Origin of the sequence: Streptomyces sp. NPDC087859 (assembly GCF_044742595.1) — a bacterium.
Taxonomy (GTDB): Bacteria; Actinomycetota; Actinomycetes; order Streptomycetales; family Streptomycetaceae; genus Streptomyces; species Streptomyces canus_F.
In genome coordinates, this window is sequence record NZ_JBIUUU010000011.1 from 266692 (window position 1) to 282512 (window position 15821).

General features: G+C 71.4%; 12 protein-coding genes and 2 pseudogenes. 7 read left to right on the top strand and 7 right to left on the bottom strand.

All coding sequences use genetic code 11. From position 1 onward, the window contains the following. The gene (locus ACIOHP_RS27775; RefSeq protein WP_401891886.1) at window positions 1–1569 is read right to left on the bottom strand and encodes an FMN-binding glutamate synthase family protein; all 1569 of its coding nucleotides are present in this window, start codon (window positions 1567–1569) and stop codon (window positions 1–3) included. A gap of 419 nt (window positions 1570–1988) precedes the next feature. Here ACIOHP_RS27775 and ACIOHP_RS27780 point away from each other — a divergent pair. Beyond that, window positions 1989–2180, top strand: a pseudogene (locus ACIOHP_RS27780) (IS110 family transposase); the annotation flags it as partial. Window positions 2181–2458: 278 nt separating this feature from the next. On the opposite strand, the gene ACIOHP_RS27785 reads toward ACIOHP_RS27780, so the two are convergent. Both ACIOHP_RS27785 and ACIOHP_RS27790 read right to left on the bottom strand, forming a co-directional pair. Then, window positions 2459–2629, bottom strand: a complete 171-nt coding sequence (locus ACIOHP_RS27785) for a hydrophobic protein (RefSeq protein WP_361541599.1) — start codon at window positions 2627–2629, stop codon at window positions 2459–2461. A gap of 107 nt (window positions 2630–2736) precedes the next feature. Beyond that, window positions 2737–3207, bottom strand: a complete 471-nt coding sequence (locus ACIOHP_RS27790; RefSeq protein ID WP_401891741.1) for an ATP-binding protein — start codon at window positions 3205–3207, stop codon at window positions 2737–2739. Window positions 3208–3376: 169 nt separating this feature from the next. Between ACIOHP_RS27790 and ACIOHP_RS27795 the strand changes: the two genes are divergently transcribed. The 5 genes and pseudogenes from ACIOHP_RS27795 (at window position 3377) to meaB (ending at window position 9108) form a co-directional block, all read left to right on the top strand. Beyond that, window positions 3377–3745: an STAS domain-containing protein gene (locus ACIOHP_RS27795; RefSeq protein WP_401891742.1), complete on the top strand. Its 369-nt coding sequence runs from the start codon at window positions 3377–3379 to the stop codon at window positions 3743–3745. 114 nt (window positions 3746–3859) lie between these two features. Beyond that, window positions 3860–4047 (top strand): annotated as a pseudogene (locus ACIOHP_RS27800) (CorA family divalent cation transporter); the annotation flags it as partial. A gap of 95 nt (window positions 4048–4142) precedes the next feature. After that, window positions 4143–5951 (top strand): methylmalonyl-CoA mutase family protein, encoded by a 1809-nt coding sequence (locus ACIOHP_RS27805; protein ID WP_401891744.1) that lies wholly within the window; start codon window positions 4143–4145, stop codon window positions 5949–5951. Next, on the top strand, window positions 5951–8134 hold the full coding sequence (gene scpA / locus ACIOHP_RS27810) for a methylmalonyl-CoA mutase (protein WP_361541611.1): 2184 nt from the start codon (window positions 5951–5953) through the stop codon (window positions 8132–8134). The genes ACIOHP_RS27805 and scpA overlap by 1 nt, the downstream gene beginning before the upstream one ends. Then, window positions 8131–9108, top strand: coding sequence for a methylmalonyl Co-A mutase-associated GTPase MeaB (meaB, locus tag ACIOHP_RS27815; protein ID WP_401891745.1), 978 nt, complete (start codon window positions 8131–8133; stop codon window positions 9106–9108). The genes scpA and meaB overlap by 4 nt, the downstream gene beginning before the upstream one ends. A 29-nt stretch (window positions 9109–9137) precedes the next feature. Here the strand turns inward: meaB and ACIOHP_RS27820 are convergent, their stop codons facing one another. The 4 genes from ACIOHP_RS27820 to ACIOHP_RS27835 are packed head-to-tail and all read right to left on the bottom strand — an operon-like array spanning window position 9138 to window position 14823. Further along, window positions 9138–11105 (bottom strand): acetoacetate--CoA ligase, encoded by a 1968-nt coding sequence (locus tag ACIOHP_RS27820; protein WP_401891747.1) that lies wholly within the window; start codon window positions 11103–11105, stop codon window positions 9138–9140. Continuing rightward, on the bottom strand, window positions 11102–12691 hold the full coding sequence (locus tag ACIOHP_RS27825; protein ID WP_401891749.1) for a bifunctional 3-(3-hydroxy-phenyl)propionate/3-hydroxycinnamic acid hydroxylase: 1590 nt from the start codon (window positions 12689–12691) through the stop codon (window positions 11102–11104). Before ACIOHP_RS27825 ends, ACIOHP_RS27820 begins: the two co-directional genes overlap by 4 nt. 45 nt (window positions 12692–12736) lie before the next feature. Beyond that, on the bottom strand, window positions 12737–13675 hold the full coding sequence (locus tag ACIOHP_RS27830) for a fumarylacetoacetate hydrolase family protein (RefSeq protein WP_401891751.1): 939 nt from the start codon (window positions 13673–13675) through the stop codon (window positions 12737–12739). A 29-nt stretch (window positions 13676–13704) separates the two neighbouring features. After that, the gene (locus ACIOHP_RS27835; protein ID WP_401891753.1) at window positions 13705–14823 is read right to left on the bottom strand and encodes a VOC family protein; all 1119 of its coding nucleotides are present in this window, start codon (window positions 14821–14823) and stop codon (window positions 13705–13707) included. 136 nt (window positions 14824–14959) lie between these two features. Here ACIOHP_RS27835 and ACIOHP_RS27840 point away from each other — a divergent pair, with 136 nt between their 5' ends. Further along, window positions 14960–15595, top strand: coding sequence for a TetR/AcrR family transcriptional regulator (locus tag ACIOHP_RS27840; protein ID WP_401891754.1), 636 nt, complete (start codon window positions 14960–14962; stop codon window positions 15593–15595). Window positions 15596–15821 lie beyond the last annotated feature (226 nt).

Below are 15821 nucleotides of genomic sequence, written 5' to 3' on the forward strand. Positions count from 1 at the left end.
TCACACGGTGAAACGGTCGGGGTCGGCGGCGTGCCAGTCGGCCGCCCACGAGGCGGGCGGCTCGGCGAGCAACTGCCCTGGCGCCAGCCACTCGTACAGGTCGGCATAGGAGCGTTCGGTGCAGGGGTCGATGCGCCGGTGCAGCATGTGCGGGCGCAGCTCCGCGGGGTCGGTGACCCCCATGGACGCCATGATCTGCAGCGCGCCGGCCACGGTCGCCTCCTGGAAGCGGCGGACGCGCGGCGTCTTGTCCCCGACGTCGAGGGCGCGGGCCCGGCGCGGGTCCTGGGTGGTGACACCGGTGGGGCAGGTGTTGGTGTGGCACCGCTGGGCCTGGATGCAGCCGACGGCGAACATCATCGCCCGTGCCGCGTTGCCGTAGTCGGCGCCCTGCACCATGCGTTTGACCAGATCCGCGCCGGTGGCGATCTTGCCGCTCGCCCCTATTTTGACCAGCTCGCGCAGACCGGCGCCGACGAGGGCGTTGTGCACGGTGAGCAACCCCTCGGTGAGCGGGGCCCCCACATGGTCGGCGAACTCCAGCGGCGCCGCGCCGGTCCCGCCCTCGGCTCCGTCGACCACGATGAAGTCGGGTGCCGTTCCCTCCTCGATCATGGCCTTGCACACGGCGAGGAACTGCCGGCGCGAGCCCACGCAGAGCTTGAAGCCCGCGGGCTTCCCGCCGGACAGCTCACGCATGCGGGCGATGAAACGGACGAGTTCGCGTGGCGTGGAGAAGACGCGGTGGTACGGCGGTGAGACCACCGTCCGCCCTTCCGGCACGTCTCGCACCCGGGCGATCTCCGGGTTGACCTTGGCTCCCGGCAGCACTCCCCCGATCCCGGGCTTGGCTCCCTGCGAGAGCTTGAGGGACACGCACTTGACGTGCTCGTGCGCGGCCTTGTCCGCGAACTCGGCCGCGTCGAAATCGCCCTTGTCGGTACGGCAGCCGAAGTATCCGGTGCCGATCTCCCAGACGAGGTCGCCCCCGGGACGCAGGTGGTACTCCGACAGGCCGCCCTCGCCGGTGTCATGGGCGAAGCCTCCGGCCGCGGCGCCCCCGTTCAGCGCGAGGATCGCGTTGGCCGACAGCGAGCCGAAGCTCATCGCCGACACGTTCAGCAGCGCCATGTCGTAGGGGCGGGCGCAGTCGGGACCGCCGAGGCGCACCCGCGGCGGCGTCTCCGGTACCGCGCGGGGTGCCATGGAGGGGACGAGGAACTCGTGGCCGGGCCGGTACACGTCCCGCTCGGTGCCGAACGGCTCCTCGGCGTCGGTGCCCTTCGCCCGCTCGTAGACGATGCTGCGCACATCCCGGTCGAAGGGGCGCCCATCGTAGTTCCGCTCGATGAAGTACTGCTGAAGTTCTGGACGAATCCGTTCCAGGAGGTAACGGGCGTGCCCCAGAACCGGATAGTTGCGCAGCACCGAGTGCCGGGGCTGCAGCAGGTCCCAGGAACCCAGCAGTGCCAGGAGCGCGAGCGGGAGGGCGGCGAACAGCCAGTAGGGCGAGACCCCGAACGAAGCCACGGCCGCCGCGACGGCGACCACCCAGGTCAGGACGATGATTCCGACGCGTGTCACTCCTGGCACATTGCCCGGAGACCGCACTCCATGTGCGTCCCCCGTCCCAAGAGACGACAAAGCGCACGGCGGTCCGGGTGGCAGCGGAGTGCGCGAAGGCGCCGCCGTCGGGCGGCGTGCGCTTCCAAGTGCGGTGGATCTTCCACAGCATGCAGATCACCAGCGTGCACACTGGGCTGACCACGACCAGCCCGGCCATTCCCAAGGTGGTGGAGTCGACGCCGACGTCGCGCCGCTGCCGGACGGGGTTGTGCACAGTGGGCCAGGTGCCGAACTCCTGTCCGCACTCGCCGATCCCGAGGTACGACCGGTTGACTTCCGCTCGCCGTCTGCCGCATCGCCCCAGGTCAGCGCCACCAGGCAGACGACTTCAAGAAGATCTCGTCCTGGGCGGCGATCCTGTCGGCCTGCTCACCCGGTTCCACCCGCCGCTGGAACGCTACGGATCCCCGTCCGCCCTGCGAAAGGCCGGATGCCGCAAGCTCGTCGAGGTCATCCGGCCCAAGGCTCCCCGCATGGCGAAACGGTTGATCGACGACGTCTTCGACGCGCTCGGCGAGCAGACCGTGGTCGACGCCGGGCGACAGAGTCCGGATCAGCCGACTGCGCGCGGGACGGCAGAACTCCGGATCGCCGCGTCCGGTCACTGATGGCGCCCAAGGCTGCGGCCCGAGGCCGGTTCCTGCTGGAGGTGCCAGAGTTCCCTTGCCGGCACAGGTACCGGCCCCGGACCTGACCGGACGTGTACCCGTGCCGAGACCGGCGAGACAACCAGCCGTGTGTGCAGAACGTGAGAGATACCCGGACATGGCGGTGGGGGCGCACCGGCGATCGGTGCACCCCCCACTCACATCTGGTGTCCGGTCAGCGCCGCTTACCAGCGATACCAGCGGCCACGCTTTCCGCCTGCTCCGGCGGAGCGGGCAAAGAAGCCGACCAGCCAGATCACCAGGACGATCACGGCGAGCCACCACAGGGCCTTCAGGGCGAACCCGGCGCCGAAGAGGAGCAGGGCGAGCAGCAGAACCACTATCAGGGGAACCATAGTTATCAACCTCCGTCCCGCCGTGTGCCCGGGCTTGATCTCCGCACACGTCGAACATTTATTTGTTTCTTATCCGCCGCTCGGGGCATCCGACCGGGCTTCTCGACTCAACGGCGGGCGATATCGCTGTGGGAGGCGTCGGACAGGGCGATGCGGGCCGTGATGCGCTTACCGACCGGCTCCTGCTCGGTGAACAGGGCTTCGGTGACGGCCTTGACGATCTCCAGGCCGTGCTGGCCGATCCGGTCGGGATCAGCGGCCCGGGCAGCGGGCACAGTGGGGTCGCTGTCCCACACGACGACGTCCACGGTGCGGGCAGTGATGCGCAGTTCCAGCAGGACAGGGCCGGGAGCGTACTTGTGGGCGTTGGTGACCAGCTCGCTGACCACGAGTTGGGTGAGGTCCCTCGCACGAGGGGACACGGGCAGGTGACGGTCGGTCTGGGCCTTCTCGAGGAAGGCGACGGCGTGTTGGCGGGCTTCGGCGATGCAGCCGTCGTACTCGCTCAGGGCGTAACGGGCGCGCATCAGGCATCCGTTGGCGGCCCCACAGCCGTCACCGTCGGCATCGGATCCCACTGGCCTCGCCCTCATTCCCCGTACACGAGTGCGCGAGTACCCACCCTCCCTGCTTACATGGCAGAGACACGTTGTTCGGCAGCCACCCGAATGCATCCAGCCGGAACGGTGGGGCAGAATCATCCGCGCACGCCCTGCCCGGGCCAGCCTAGGCGCAGTCGAGGAGACGGTGAGCGACATCCAGAAGGAAGACCGGCCAGGCCGGTTCTCCGTCAGACCCGAAGTGGTCGACGGCGTCCTCGTCGTGACCGTGCACGGCGAGATCGACCACGACGTCAAGAACACCCTCAGCCAGGCGCTGACCTCCCAGGACGGTATGACGCCGCCCGTGCGGATCGTGGCGGATCTCAGCGGTGTGACCTTCATGGACTCCAGCGGGATCAACGTCCTCATCGCCGCCCACCGGAGAGTGAGCCAGGCTCAGGGGTGGCTGCGCATCGCCGGCGCCCAGGAGTCCGTCCTCCGTCTGCTGCAGATGGTCGGCGTCGACACCGTCATTCCATGCCACCCCACCCTCGAGCAGGCTCTGAAAGCCTGACCGCCCCTGCTCCTGTACGGCGCCGGTCGCCGCATTCCTGTCGGACGGACAAGGGCCCTTCCGGCAAGCGCTCAAGATCACTCTCGACGGCTGTCATCCGACAGCCGTCCTGGGCTCTCGTCGTGGGCGGCGATCCTGTTCGCCCCCACTCTCGTCGGGACGATCTACGGCATGAACTTCGACCACATGCCGGAACCGAGCCGGGGCTTCGGCTACCCCTTCGCGGTCGGCCTGATGGGATCGGCCTGATGGGCGTGGTCCGCGTCAGTCCGTGCGTCATTTTCAAGCGCCGGGACTGGCTCCGGCGGGCGGGTGGGCGGCGTCACAGTGACCGCGAGGGAAACGTCACAGGCTTTCCTCTGCTCCGGCCGGAGCCTGCTGGCCTAGCATCCGACGCATGACGGTCCTGCCTGACGACGGGCTTGAGCTGGCCGGTGAGTTCCCTGACGTTCCCCACGAGCAGTGGCAGCGCCTCGTGGCGGGTGTCCTGCGCAAGGCGGGCAAGGACGTCGAGGACACCGCGGCCGAGGAAGCCCTGTCCACCGCGCTGGAGGACGGGTTGCGCACCCGGCCTCTGTACTCCGCGCTCGACGCCGCGCCCGACCCGGGCCTTCCCGGTTTCGCCCCCTTCGTCCGCGCGGGACGCGCCGAAGGGAACACGGTCGGCGGCTGGGACGTACGGCAGCGGCACACGGCGGCCGACGGCGCCGCGGTCCTGGCCGACCTGGAGAACGGCGTCGGCTCGTTGTGGCTGGGCATCGGCGAGGCCGGCATCCCGGTGGCGTCGCTGGGCCGCGTCCTCGACGGCGTGTACCTCGACCTGGCGCCGGTCGTCCTCGACGCCGGCACCGAAGTCGAGCCCGCCGCACGGGAGTTGCTGCGGCTGTACGAGGAGCGGGGCGTCGCCAGGGAGGCGGCGCGCGGCAACCTCGGCGCCGACCCGCTCGGCCACGAGGCCCGCACCGGGCAGCGTCAGGACTTCACGCCGGTGGCCGCCCTCGCCCGGCAGTGCGCCGAGGAGTACCCGGGGCTGCGGGCGCTGACCGTGGACGCGCTGCCGTACCACGAGGCCGGCGGCTCGGCCGCGCAAGAGCTGGGCACCTCGCTGGCGACCGGTGTCGCGTATCTGCGGCTCCTCACCGAGGCCGGGCTGAGTGTCGAGCAGGCCTGCGGGCAGCTGGAGTTCCGGTACGCGGCGACCGCCGACCAGTTCCTGACGATCGCCAAGCTGCGGGCCGCGCGCCGGCTGTGGGCCCGGGTCGCCGAGGTCTGCGGGTCGCCGGGCGCGGGGGCGCAGCTCCAGCACGCGGTGACCTCGCCGGTGATGATGACGCGCCGCGACCCGTGGGTGAACATGCTGCGCGCGACCATCGCCACGCTGGCCGCCGGTGCGGGCGGCGCCGAGTCCGTCACCGTGCTGCCCTTCGACGACGCGCTCGGGCTGCCGGACGCGTTCGCGCGGCGCATCGCCCGCAACACCTCCACGATCCTCATCGAGGAGTCGCACCTGGCCCGGGTCATCGACCCGGCGGGCGGCTCCTGGTACGTGGAGCGGCTCACCGACGAACTCGCCCACGCGGGCTGGGAGTTCTTCCAGGAGATCGAGCGGCGGGGAGGCCAGTCGGCCACGCTGCGTTCGGGACACCTCGCCCACGTCCTCGCCGACACGTGGGAGGCACGCAGCGCCAAGCTCGCCAAGCGGCGGGAGCCCATCACCGGCGTCAGCGAGTTCCCGAACCTGGGCGAGAAGCCCGTCGTGCGCGAGCCCGCGCCCGAACCGCCGTCCGGCGGTCTGCCCCGGGTCCGGCGCGACGAGGCGTACGAGGCGCTGCGCGCCCGCTCCGACGCCCATCTGGCCGCGACCGGCGCCCGGCCCAGGATCTTCCTGGCGGCGCTGGGTCCGGCCGCCGCCCACACCGCCCGGCTCACCTTCGCGGCCAACCTCTTCCAGGCCGGCGGCATCGAGCCCGTCACCGGGGGCACGTTCGAGGACAGCGGGGCCGGCGAGGTCTGTCTGTGCTCCAGCGACGCCCTCTACGAGGAGCGGGCCGAGAGTGTCGCGGCCGAGCTGAGGGCCGCCGGTGCCTCGCATGTGTCCCTCGCGGGGCGGCCCGGGCAGTACGCCGGTGTCGACTCGTACGTCTTCGCGGGCTGTGACGCGGTCGCCGTCCTGTCCGCCACCCTCGACCGCATGGGAGTGTCCTGATGACCACCCCCTCCGTCCCCGACTTCTCCGGGATCGAACTGGGGGCCCCGGCCCCCGCCGGCGGCACCGACGAGTGGCAGGCGGCGCTCAAGAAGGCGGCCGGCGGCGACGACCTGCTGTGGGAGACCCCGGAGGGCATCCCGGTCAAGCCCCTCTACACCGGGCAGGACCTGGAGGGCCTGGACTTCCTGGCGACCTACCCGGGCGCGGCCCCGTATCTGCGCGGCCCCTACCCGACGATGTACGTCAACCAGCCCTGGACGATCCGCCAGTACGCGGGGTTCTCCACCGCCGAGGAGTCCAACGCCTTCTACCGGCGCAACCTCGCGGCCGGCCAGAAGGGCCTGTCGATTGCCTTCGATTTGCCCACGCACCGCGGTTACGACAGCGACCATCCGCGGGTGACCGGTGACGTCGGCATGGCGGGCGTGGCCATCGACTCCATCTACGACATGCGGCAGCTGTTCGACGGCATCCCGCTGGACAAGATGACGGTGTCGATGACGATGAACGGCGCCGTGCTGCCGGTCCTCGCGCTCTACATCGTCGCGGCGGAGGAACAGGGCGTACCGCCGGAGAAGCTGGCCGGGACCATCCAGAACGACATCCTCAAGGAGTTCATGGTCCGCAACACCTACATCTATCCGCCGACGCCGTCGATGCGGATCATCTCCGACATCTTCGCGTACACCTCGCAGCGGATGCCGCGCTACAACTCCATCTCCATCTCCGGCTACCACATCCAGGAGGCCGGTGCGACGGCCGACCTGGAGCTGGCGTACACCCTCGCCGACGGTGTGGAGTACATCCGGGCGGGCCGTGAAGCGGGCCTGGACGTGGACGCGTTCGCCCCCCGGCTCTCCTTCTTCTGGGCGATCGGCATGAACTTCTTCATGGAGATCGCCAAGCTGCGCGCGGCCCGCCTGCTGTGGGCGAAGCTGGTCAGGCAGTTCGACCCGCAGAACGCCAAGTCGCTGTCCCTGCGCACCCATTCGCAGACCTCGGGCTGGTCACTGACCGCGCAGGACGTGTTCAACAACGTCACGCGCACCTGTGTCGAGGCGATGGCGGCCACCCAGGGCCACACCCAGTCGCTGCACACCAACGCCCTCGACGAGGCGCTCGCGCTGCCCACCGACTTCTCGGCGCGCATCGCCCGCAACACCCAGCTCCTCCTCCAGCAGGAGTCCGGCACGACCCGGGTCATCGACCCGTGGGGCGGCAGCGCGTACGTGGAGAAGCTGACGTACGACCTGGCGCGCCGGGCCTGGCAGCACATCCAGGAGGTCGAGGCGGCCGGCGGCATGGCCAAGGCCATCGACGCGGGCATCCCCAAGCTGCGCATCGAGGAGGCGGCGGCCCGTACCCAGGCCCGTATCGACTCCGGGCGCCAGCCGGTGATCGGTGTCAACAAGTACCGCGTCGAGACCGACGAGAAGATCGACGTCCTCAAGGTCGACAACTCCTCGGTGCGCACCCAGCAGATCGAGAAGCTGCGGCGGCTGCGCGCGGAGCGGGACGAGCAGGCGTGCCAGGACTCGCTGGACGCGCTCACCCGGGCGGCCGGCGGCGAGGGCAACCTGCTGGAGCTGGCGGTGAACGCGGCCCGCGCCAAGGCCACCGTCGGGGAGATCTCCGACGCCCTGGAGAAGGTGTACGGGCGGCACGCGAGCCAGATCCGTACGATCTCCGGCGTGTACCGCAACGAAGCCGGCGAGTCCCCGTCCGTGGACCGCACCCGCGCCCTCGTGTCCGACTTCGCCGAGGAGGAGGGCCGACGGCCGCGCATCCTGGTCGCCAAGATGGGCCAGGACGGCCACGATCGCGGCCAGAAGGTCATCGCCACCGCCTTCGCCGACCTCGGCTTCGACGTCGACGTCGGCCCCCTGTTCCAGACGCCGGCCGAGGTCGCCCGGCAGGCCGTCGAGGCGGACGTGCACATCGTCGGCGTCTCCTCGCTGGCCGCGGGCCACCTCACCCTCGTACCGGCGCTCAAGGAGCAGCTGGCCGAGGAGGGTCGCGAGGACATCATGATCGTGGTCGGCGGGGTGATCCCGCCGCAGGACGTTCCCACGCTCCTGGAGATGGGCGCGGCGGCCGTCTTCCCGCCGGGGACGGTGATCCCGGACGCGGCGTACGACCTGGTCAAGCGACTGTCGGACGACCTCGGGCACGACCTGTGATCGATGTCGACGCGTATGTGAAGGGTGTGCTCGACGGCAAGCGTGCGCTCGTCGCCCGCGCCATCACGCTCGTCGAGTCGACCCGGCCCCGGCACCGGGCGTTGGCACAGGAGTTGCTCACCGAGCTGCTCCCGCACAGCGGCCGGGCCCGGCGGATCGGGATCAGCGGGGTGCCGGGGGTGGGCAAGTCGACGTTCATCGACGCGTTCGGCACCCGGCTCACCGGACTGGGCCATCGGGTCGCCGTCCTCGCCGTCGACCCGTCGTCGAGCCGTACGGGCGGCTCCATCCTGGGCGACAAGACCCGGATGGAACGCCTTGCCGTGGACCCCGCGGCGTTCGTGCGGCCCTCCCCCAGCGCGGGCACGCTCGGCGGCGTCGCCAAGGCGACCCGCGAGTCGATGGTCGTGATGGAGGCGGCAGGCTACGACGTGATCCTGGTCGAGACGGTCGGTGTGGGCCAGTCCGAGACCGCCGTGGCGAACATGGTCGACTCCTTCCTGCTCCTCTCCCTCGCCCGTACCGGCGACCAGCTCCAGGGCATCAAGAAGGGCGTCCTGGAGCTGGCCGACGTGATCGCGGTGAACAAGGCGGACGGCCCGCACCAGCGGGACGCGCAGGCCGCGGCGCGGGAGTTGGCGGGTGCGCTGCGGCTGATGCACGGCAAGGACGCGTTCTGGACGCCGCCGGTGCTGAGTTGCAGCGCGCGTGAGTCGACGGGCCTGGACACCGTGTGGGAGCGGCTCGAGCAGCACCGCACCCTGCTGGACTCCACCGGGCGGCTCGCCGCCAAGCGCCGTGACCAGCAGGTCGACTGGACGTGGAGCATGGTCCGTGACGAGCTCCTCGGACGGCTGCACGCCGATCCCGCGGTACGCGCGCTGGCACCCGGGCTCGAACAGCAGGTCAGGAAGGGCGAGTTGACGGCGACGCTGGCCGCGGAGCGGATTCTCGGGGCGTTCGGGGAGGGCTGACCCCGCCTGCGAGGGCGGGGCCGGGCACCTTATGCGCCTGCCCTGCTGTTCCGTCGCTGCTCGCCCAGGCGGGCGTAGTAGTCGAGGAGTTCGGGGGCGTCCACCGTGGCGGGGTTGACGACCTGTTCCGCCGGGGCGCCCTGGAGCAGCCGCTTCACGGGGACTTCCAGCTTCTTGCCGGTGCGGGTGTGCGGGACGGCCGGGACCTGGAGGATCTCGTCGGGGACGTGGCGGGGTGAGGCGCCGGTGCGGATGGCGTCGCGGATGCGGTCGCGCAGCGCGTCGTCCAGTTCGACGCCGACCGCCGGGACCACGAACAGCGGCATCCAGTAGCCGCCGTCAGGTTCCTCCGCGCCGATGACAAGGGCCTCGGTGATCTCCGGGAGGCGTTCGACGACGTCGTGGATGTCGGCACTGCCGAGCCGTACGCCGTTGCGGTTGAGGGTGGAGTCGGAGCGGCCGTGCACGACGACCGAGCCGTGCGAGGTGAGGGTGATCCAGTCGCCGTGCCGCCACACTCCGGGGTACGCCGCGAAGTAGGCGTCGTGGAGGCGGCCGCCCTCGGGATCGTTCCAGAAGTACAGCGGCATGGACGGCATCGGACGGGTGACGACCAGCTCGCCGACCTCGTCGACGACCGGGCGGCCCTCGGCGTCGTACGCGGCCAGCGCCACACCCAGACAGGGGGCGGACAACTCCCCTGCCCAAACGGGTGTGTTGGGCGCGCTGCCCGCGAAGCCCGAGACGACGTCCGTGCCGCCGCTGACGGAGGCGAGCAGGACCTCGGCGCCCACGCGGTCGCGGACCCAGGGGTGGGCGGAGGCCGGCAGGGTCGAGCCGGTGCAGCCGACGGCGCGGATGGCGGACAGGTCGTGCACGGAAGGGTCGATCCCGAACTTGGCCATGCCCAGCAGGTACTGGGGGCTGGTGCCGAAGAGGGTGACACGGTGCCGGGCGGCCAGCCGCCACAGGATGTCCGGCTCGGTGAGCGGGGCCGGGCTGCCGTCGTAGGTGCAGGTGGCGGCGCCGGTGAGGAGGGTGGAGACGACCAGGTTCCACATCATCCAGTGGGTGGTGGTGTACCAGAGCAGCCGGTCTCCGGGGCCGAGGTCGGAGTGCAGGCCGAGGGTCTTGAGGTGTTCGAGGAGGACGCCGCCGTGGCCGTGGACGATGCCCTTGGGCAGCCCGGTGGTGCCGGAGGAGAAGACGATCCACAGGGGGTGGTCGAACGGCACCGGTACACAGGCGAGTTCCTCGCTGCGGGTGGCCGCGTCCTCCCACGGGAGCAGCAGACAGGGGTGGTTCTCCGGGAGGCCCGGCAGGCCGATGTGGTCCACGAGGACCGTCGCCTTCAACGTGGGCAGTGCGCGGGCGAGTTCGAGGACCGCGGCACGGCGGTCGTGGGTCGTGCCGTTGAACAGGTAGCCGTCGGCGGCGACCAGGACGGTGGGTTCGAGCTGGCCGAAGCGGTCGGCGGCGGCCCGCGGGGCGTAGTCCTGCCCGCACACCGACCACACCGCGCCGAGGCTCGCCGCGGCCAGGAACGCGACGATCGCGTGCGGGGTGTTGGGGAGATAGCCGACGACCCGGTCGCCCGCGCCGACCCCGAGGTCGCGCAGGGTGGCGGCGACGGAGGCGACCTGGGCGCGCAGCCGCCCGCCGGTCAGCTCGTGTGCGGCGCCGGTCTCGTCCAGGGCGACGACGGCCGTCTCCCGGTCGGCGAGGTTGCGCAGGGCGTGGTGGGTGTAGTTGAGGGTGGAGCCGGGGAACCAGCGGGCGCCGGGCATCCTCTCCTCGGCGAGCACGCTCTCGTACGGCGAGGACGCCTCGATGTCGAAGTACTCCCAGATCGCCGCCCAGAACCCTTCGAGGTCGGTGACGGACCAGCGGTGCAGCGCGGCGTAATCGTCGGCGTCGAGTCCGTGCCGTCGGGCGAAGTCCGCGATGCGGCTGCGTGCGACGGACTCCGGGGCGGGGGTCCAGAAGGGCGTGGTCATCGCGTGGTGCTCCTCAACGGGCTGACGGGCAGCGGAGGTTCGAGGTCGTCGGAGGGGCGGCGGCCGGTGCACAGCAGTGGCGCCCAGTCGGCCGTCGCGGTGAAGTCGGCGCCGCCTTGCGGGAGTACGTCCAGGACGACACGGTCGGGCCGCAGCAGGACCGCGTCCGCGCGACCGGACCTCAGCCAGCCGGTGAGGGTGCCGTCGTCGCCGGTGGCCCGTACGTCGACGATCCGTGCGCCGGTCCCTTCGGCGAGGGCGCGTACCGAAGGGGTGAGGGGCACCGCGGTCAGGACGGCGAAGGAGTCGCCGAGGACGTCGTCGAGGCGGGTGCGGGTGCCGTCGGCGGTCACCCAGGGCTGGGGACAGAAGGTGCCGCCGAGACGGCCGCGGCGGCTCAGCGGTCCGGGCCGCAGGGCGCGGCTGAGGTCGCGCCCGGCGACCCCCGTCACGCCGGGGATGCGGCAGGCCGCGCTGACGGCGGTGCGGCGCAGGGCGGCGGCACGGTCCTGGCCGCCGGTCATGGCCCACCCCATGGCGACCGCGAGCCGGATCACATGCCGGGCGTGCGGCTTGCGTTCCTGCTCGTAGGTGTCCAGCAGCCGCTCGTCGGCGCCCTGCCGCAGGACCCGGGCCAGTTTCCAGGTCAGGTTGTGGGCGTCCCGCAGTCCCGCGCACAGTCCCTGTCCGACGAACGGCGGGGTGAGGTGGGCCGCGTCCCCGAGCAGGAACATCCGGTCCCGGCGCCAGCGGTCGGCGATGCGGGCGCGGAAGGTGTACTGCGCCTGCCGGACGACGTGGAAGTCGTCGCCGTGGGAGAAATTCACCCAGGGGGCCACCAGTTCGCGCAGCCGTTCGTGATCGGGCTGCCCGCCGTCCCGCAGCCGGAACTCCCAGCGGTAGCGGTCCTCGCCGATCCGCATGAAGGTGGCCGGCCGGTGCGGATCGCAGACCTGGTCGACCCCCTCCCAGCTCCGCACGGGCAGGCTGGTGCGGACGTCGATGACGGTCCAGTGCTCCTCGAAGCGCAGGTCCTCCCACGCGGCGCCGACGGCGTCGCGGGTGAGGCTGCCGGCGCCGTCGCAGCCGAGGACGGCGTCGGCGCGCAGCAGATGGTCGCCCTCCTCGTCGCGGTACGCCACCCGGACGCCTCCGCCGGCCTCCCGCGTCACGCCGGTGACCTCCGTGCCGCCCCGCAGTTCGCACTCGGGGCGCCGGGCCAGTTCGGTGCGGAGCAGCCGTTCCAGCTCGGGCTGGTCGAACATGCTGGTCTGCGGGAAGCCGTGGTGGCCGTGCGGGGTGCGCCGGAACTCGGCGATCACCCGGTGCCGGGCGTCCAGCAGGCGCAGGCCGCGCGCGGGGCGGGAGATCGCGGTGAACTCCTCGCCGATCCCCGCGGCTTGGAGGATCCGGCAGATCTCGTCGTCCGTGGCGACGGCCCGTGGGAGGGGGTACACGTCCCGGTGCCGTTCCAGGACGACGCTGCGGACGCCGTGCCGGGCCAGCAGCAGGGCGGCGGTCACGCCCACGGGTCCGGCACCGACGATGACCACGGGTATGTCTGCCGGGCTGTGGTGGACGGTCATGTGCGGCTCTTTTCGGGTCTCACGTCGGGTCCGGGTTCGCGTCGGTCAGGTCGCGTCGGCCACGGTGGTGCGCTGCTCGCCGAGGTCGATGCGCCCGTCGCCGGTGGCGATGGTCGCGGTGATCACGTCGCCGTCCTTCAGATAACGGGGGTTCTTCGCCTGGGACTTGAAGAACGCCTTCCACTTGAGCGCGGGCGGCAGCAGCGCGCCGATCTTCTCGACGGCTTTCGGCGGGGCCTTCAGAGCCGTGCCGCCGGGGGTACCGGTGAGCACCAGGTCGCCGGGGTCGAGGGTCTGGAACCGGGCGAGCAGGGTGAGGGCCTGCGCCGGGCGGACGATCATGTCGGCGAGGGTGCGGTCCTGGCGCAGGTCGCCGTTGACGCTCAACTTCAGCCGCAGATCGAGGAGATGGGCGAAGTCCTCCGGTTCCAGGAGCGTCAGGTACGGGCCTGTGGGCGTGAAGGTGGGGTACGACTTGCTCTCGTAGAACTGCGTCTTGGTCAGCTGGATGTCGCGGGCGCTGATGTCGTCGGTGACGGCGAGCCCGGCGACGTACTCGTGCAGGTTCCGCTCGGTGACGACGGTGCCGACGGGCAGCCGGGCGCCCATGACCAGACCCAGTTCGATCTCGTAGTCGAGGAATTTCACGTGCGCGGGCCGGACGACGCTCTCGTGGGGGCCGCTGACCGAACCGGAGGCCTTGCGGAAGAAGGCGGGCGGGATGTCGCCCGTGAACCCCGAATCACGCGCGTGGCTGTGGTAGTTGACCATCTGGCACACCACCCGGCAGGGCGTGGTGACCGGGGAGAGGGCGGCGAGGCCGGCGACGGGTGTGCCCGTCTCGCCCGAGAGGGCCGCCTCGGTGACGGCGTCGCGGTCGTCGAGGAGTTCGCCGGTGGTGCGGGCCTTGGTGTCGACGCGGACGGCGCGGTCGCCGGCCACCGCCCACCAGCCGTCGGCGGTGCGCAGGACGTTGGTGCTCATGTCGGTGCCTTCGTGAGAGGGGAGGAACGTCAGGAGTTGGCGGCCTTCAGCAGGCCGAGGAGGCGTGCGGGGTCCATCTCGTTGTCGCCGCGCAGGGCCTGGACGACATCGCGGAGGCGTTGCGGGGAGGGGCTCGCGCCGAGGAAGTCACGGGTGGCGGGCGGTCCCCACTGGGCCAGGCCGCTGGTCGACATCGGGGCCCAGCCGGGTTCGAGGTCGCAGGAGAACAGGTCGCCGTCGGCGAAGTGCTCCAGCATGAAGCGGTCGGGGTCGCGCCAGTAGTCGAAGAGCTGGCTGCCCTGGATGTGCCGCCCGATCCCCCAGCTCCGCCGGTATCCGCGCTCGCCCAGGTATGCGCCGCCGGCGGCGAGGGAGTCCAGGTCGGTGACCTGGTAGGCGGAGTGGACATAGCCGGTGCCGGGCCCGAGGTGCATGGCCAGGGTGTGGTGGTCGACGGGCAGAGTGCCCTGGTCGCAGCGGATGAACGCCATCGTCGGGCCGCGGCCGCGCTGCCCGTCCAGGAACAGGAAGTCGGACACGATCATCCCGAGGGTGTCCAGGTACCAGTCCAGGGCCCGGGCGAACACGCGGGTCTCCAGCACCACATGGCCGAGGCGCTGGATCCGGGACGGCTCGCGCGGCGGACGCTGGGTGGCGTTCGTACGACGGTGATCCGTGCCGGAGTTCAGCACCAGCGGCCGATGGCCCGGCAGTTCCGGCAGGCGCTCGGCGCAGTGCACCACGCGGACCGGGAAGCCCGAGGGGTCGAGCAGGTCGACCGTGCGGCCGCCGCCGGGGACGTCCGCCTCCCGCACGGACATCCCCGTGGCCCGGGCCAGCCGGCCGAGGTCGGCCCGCTCGGCGGCGCGGAAGGCCGGGCCGATGAATCGGGATGTGCGCCCCTTGCGGATCACCATGCAGGGCGAGCCCGCGAAGGTGCCGCGCAGCCACAGTTCGGTGCCGGTGCGGGCGGCGGTCCGGAAGCCGAAGTCCCGGGCGAAGACCTCCGCACGGTCCAGGTCGGGCTTCTGGAACTCCAGCCAGGCCAGGTCGGCCACTTTGATCACCGGGTTCCGGGAGCGACCGGGGTGTTCGCCCCGCAGGGCGCCCTGCTCACTGTGGAGGTCCTGATGAGCCGTCTTGGACATGACGTCCTCCAAGCAACATTGCCTTAATGAGGAAATCATCAAGTTTGACGTAACCCTCCGTCAAGAGGCTCGGGGGACGAATTGATGGATCCATCAGAATTGCTGACGCCTGCGTCATCGCGGCTAGACTCGGCGCATGTCTTCGTCAGCCCCGCCCCGCAACCGCTTCGAGCGTCGCCGCGCCGAGACCCGCCAGGCCCTGGTCCGCGCGGCCCGGCAGATCCTCGCCGAGACCGGGGACACCAGCGCCAGCATCCAGGCGATCGCCGAGCGGGCGGACGTGGGCTTCGGATCGTTCTACAACCACTTCGCGTCGAAGACGGAGCTCTTCGACGCGGCCGTGGTGGACGCGCTGGAGGAGTTCGGCCAGACCTTCGACGAGCGGCTGACCGGGATCGACGACCCGGCGGAACTGGTCGCGGCGGGCTTCCGGCTCAGCGCCCGGATGGCCGACTCGCATCCGGAGCTGATGCAGGTGCTGCGCCGGCGCGGGCTCGGCCATCTCCACTCGGAGAACGGCCTGACCTCCAGGGCCCTGCGCGATCTCCAGGCCGGCACGGCCTCCGGCCGCTTCAGCGCGGTGGAGCCGGTGGTGGCCCTCTCCGCGCTGGGCGGCACCCTGCTGTCCCTGCTGGAGCTGCGGTTCACCCGCCCCGAGCTGGACGGGGACGACGCCGCCTCGCACCTCGCCGAGATGGTGCTGCGTATGTTGGGCCTCGCCCCGGAGGACGCCCGCGAGGTGTCCCGGCGGCCCCTGCCCGACCTCGACTGAGACCTCAGGCGCCCGGGGGTGCATGCCGGCGCGGCGGACGGGCTGACCGCCCGATTCTCCGGCAGGTCGGCCACCTTCCACCCGGAGAGCGTGAGCGCCTGAGCAACGGGCCGGGGTGCGCGGGCGAGCGCCGGGCGGTCCTCAGCGGGTGACCGTGCGCTCGGGTGTCGCCCGGCCGCGGCTCCCGGCAGACTCGGACCGCACACACGCGCGCTCAACGCCCCAG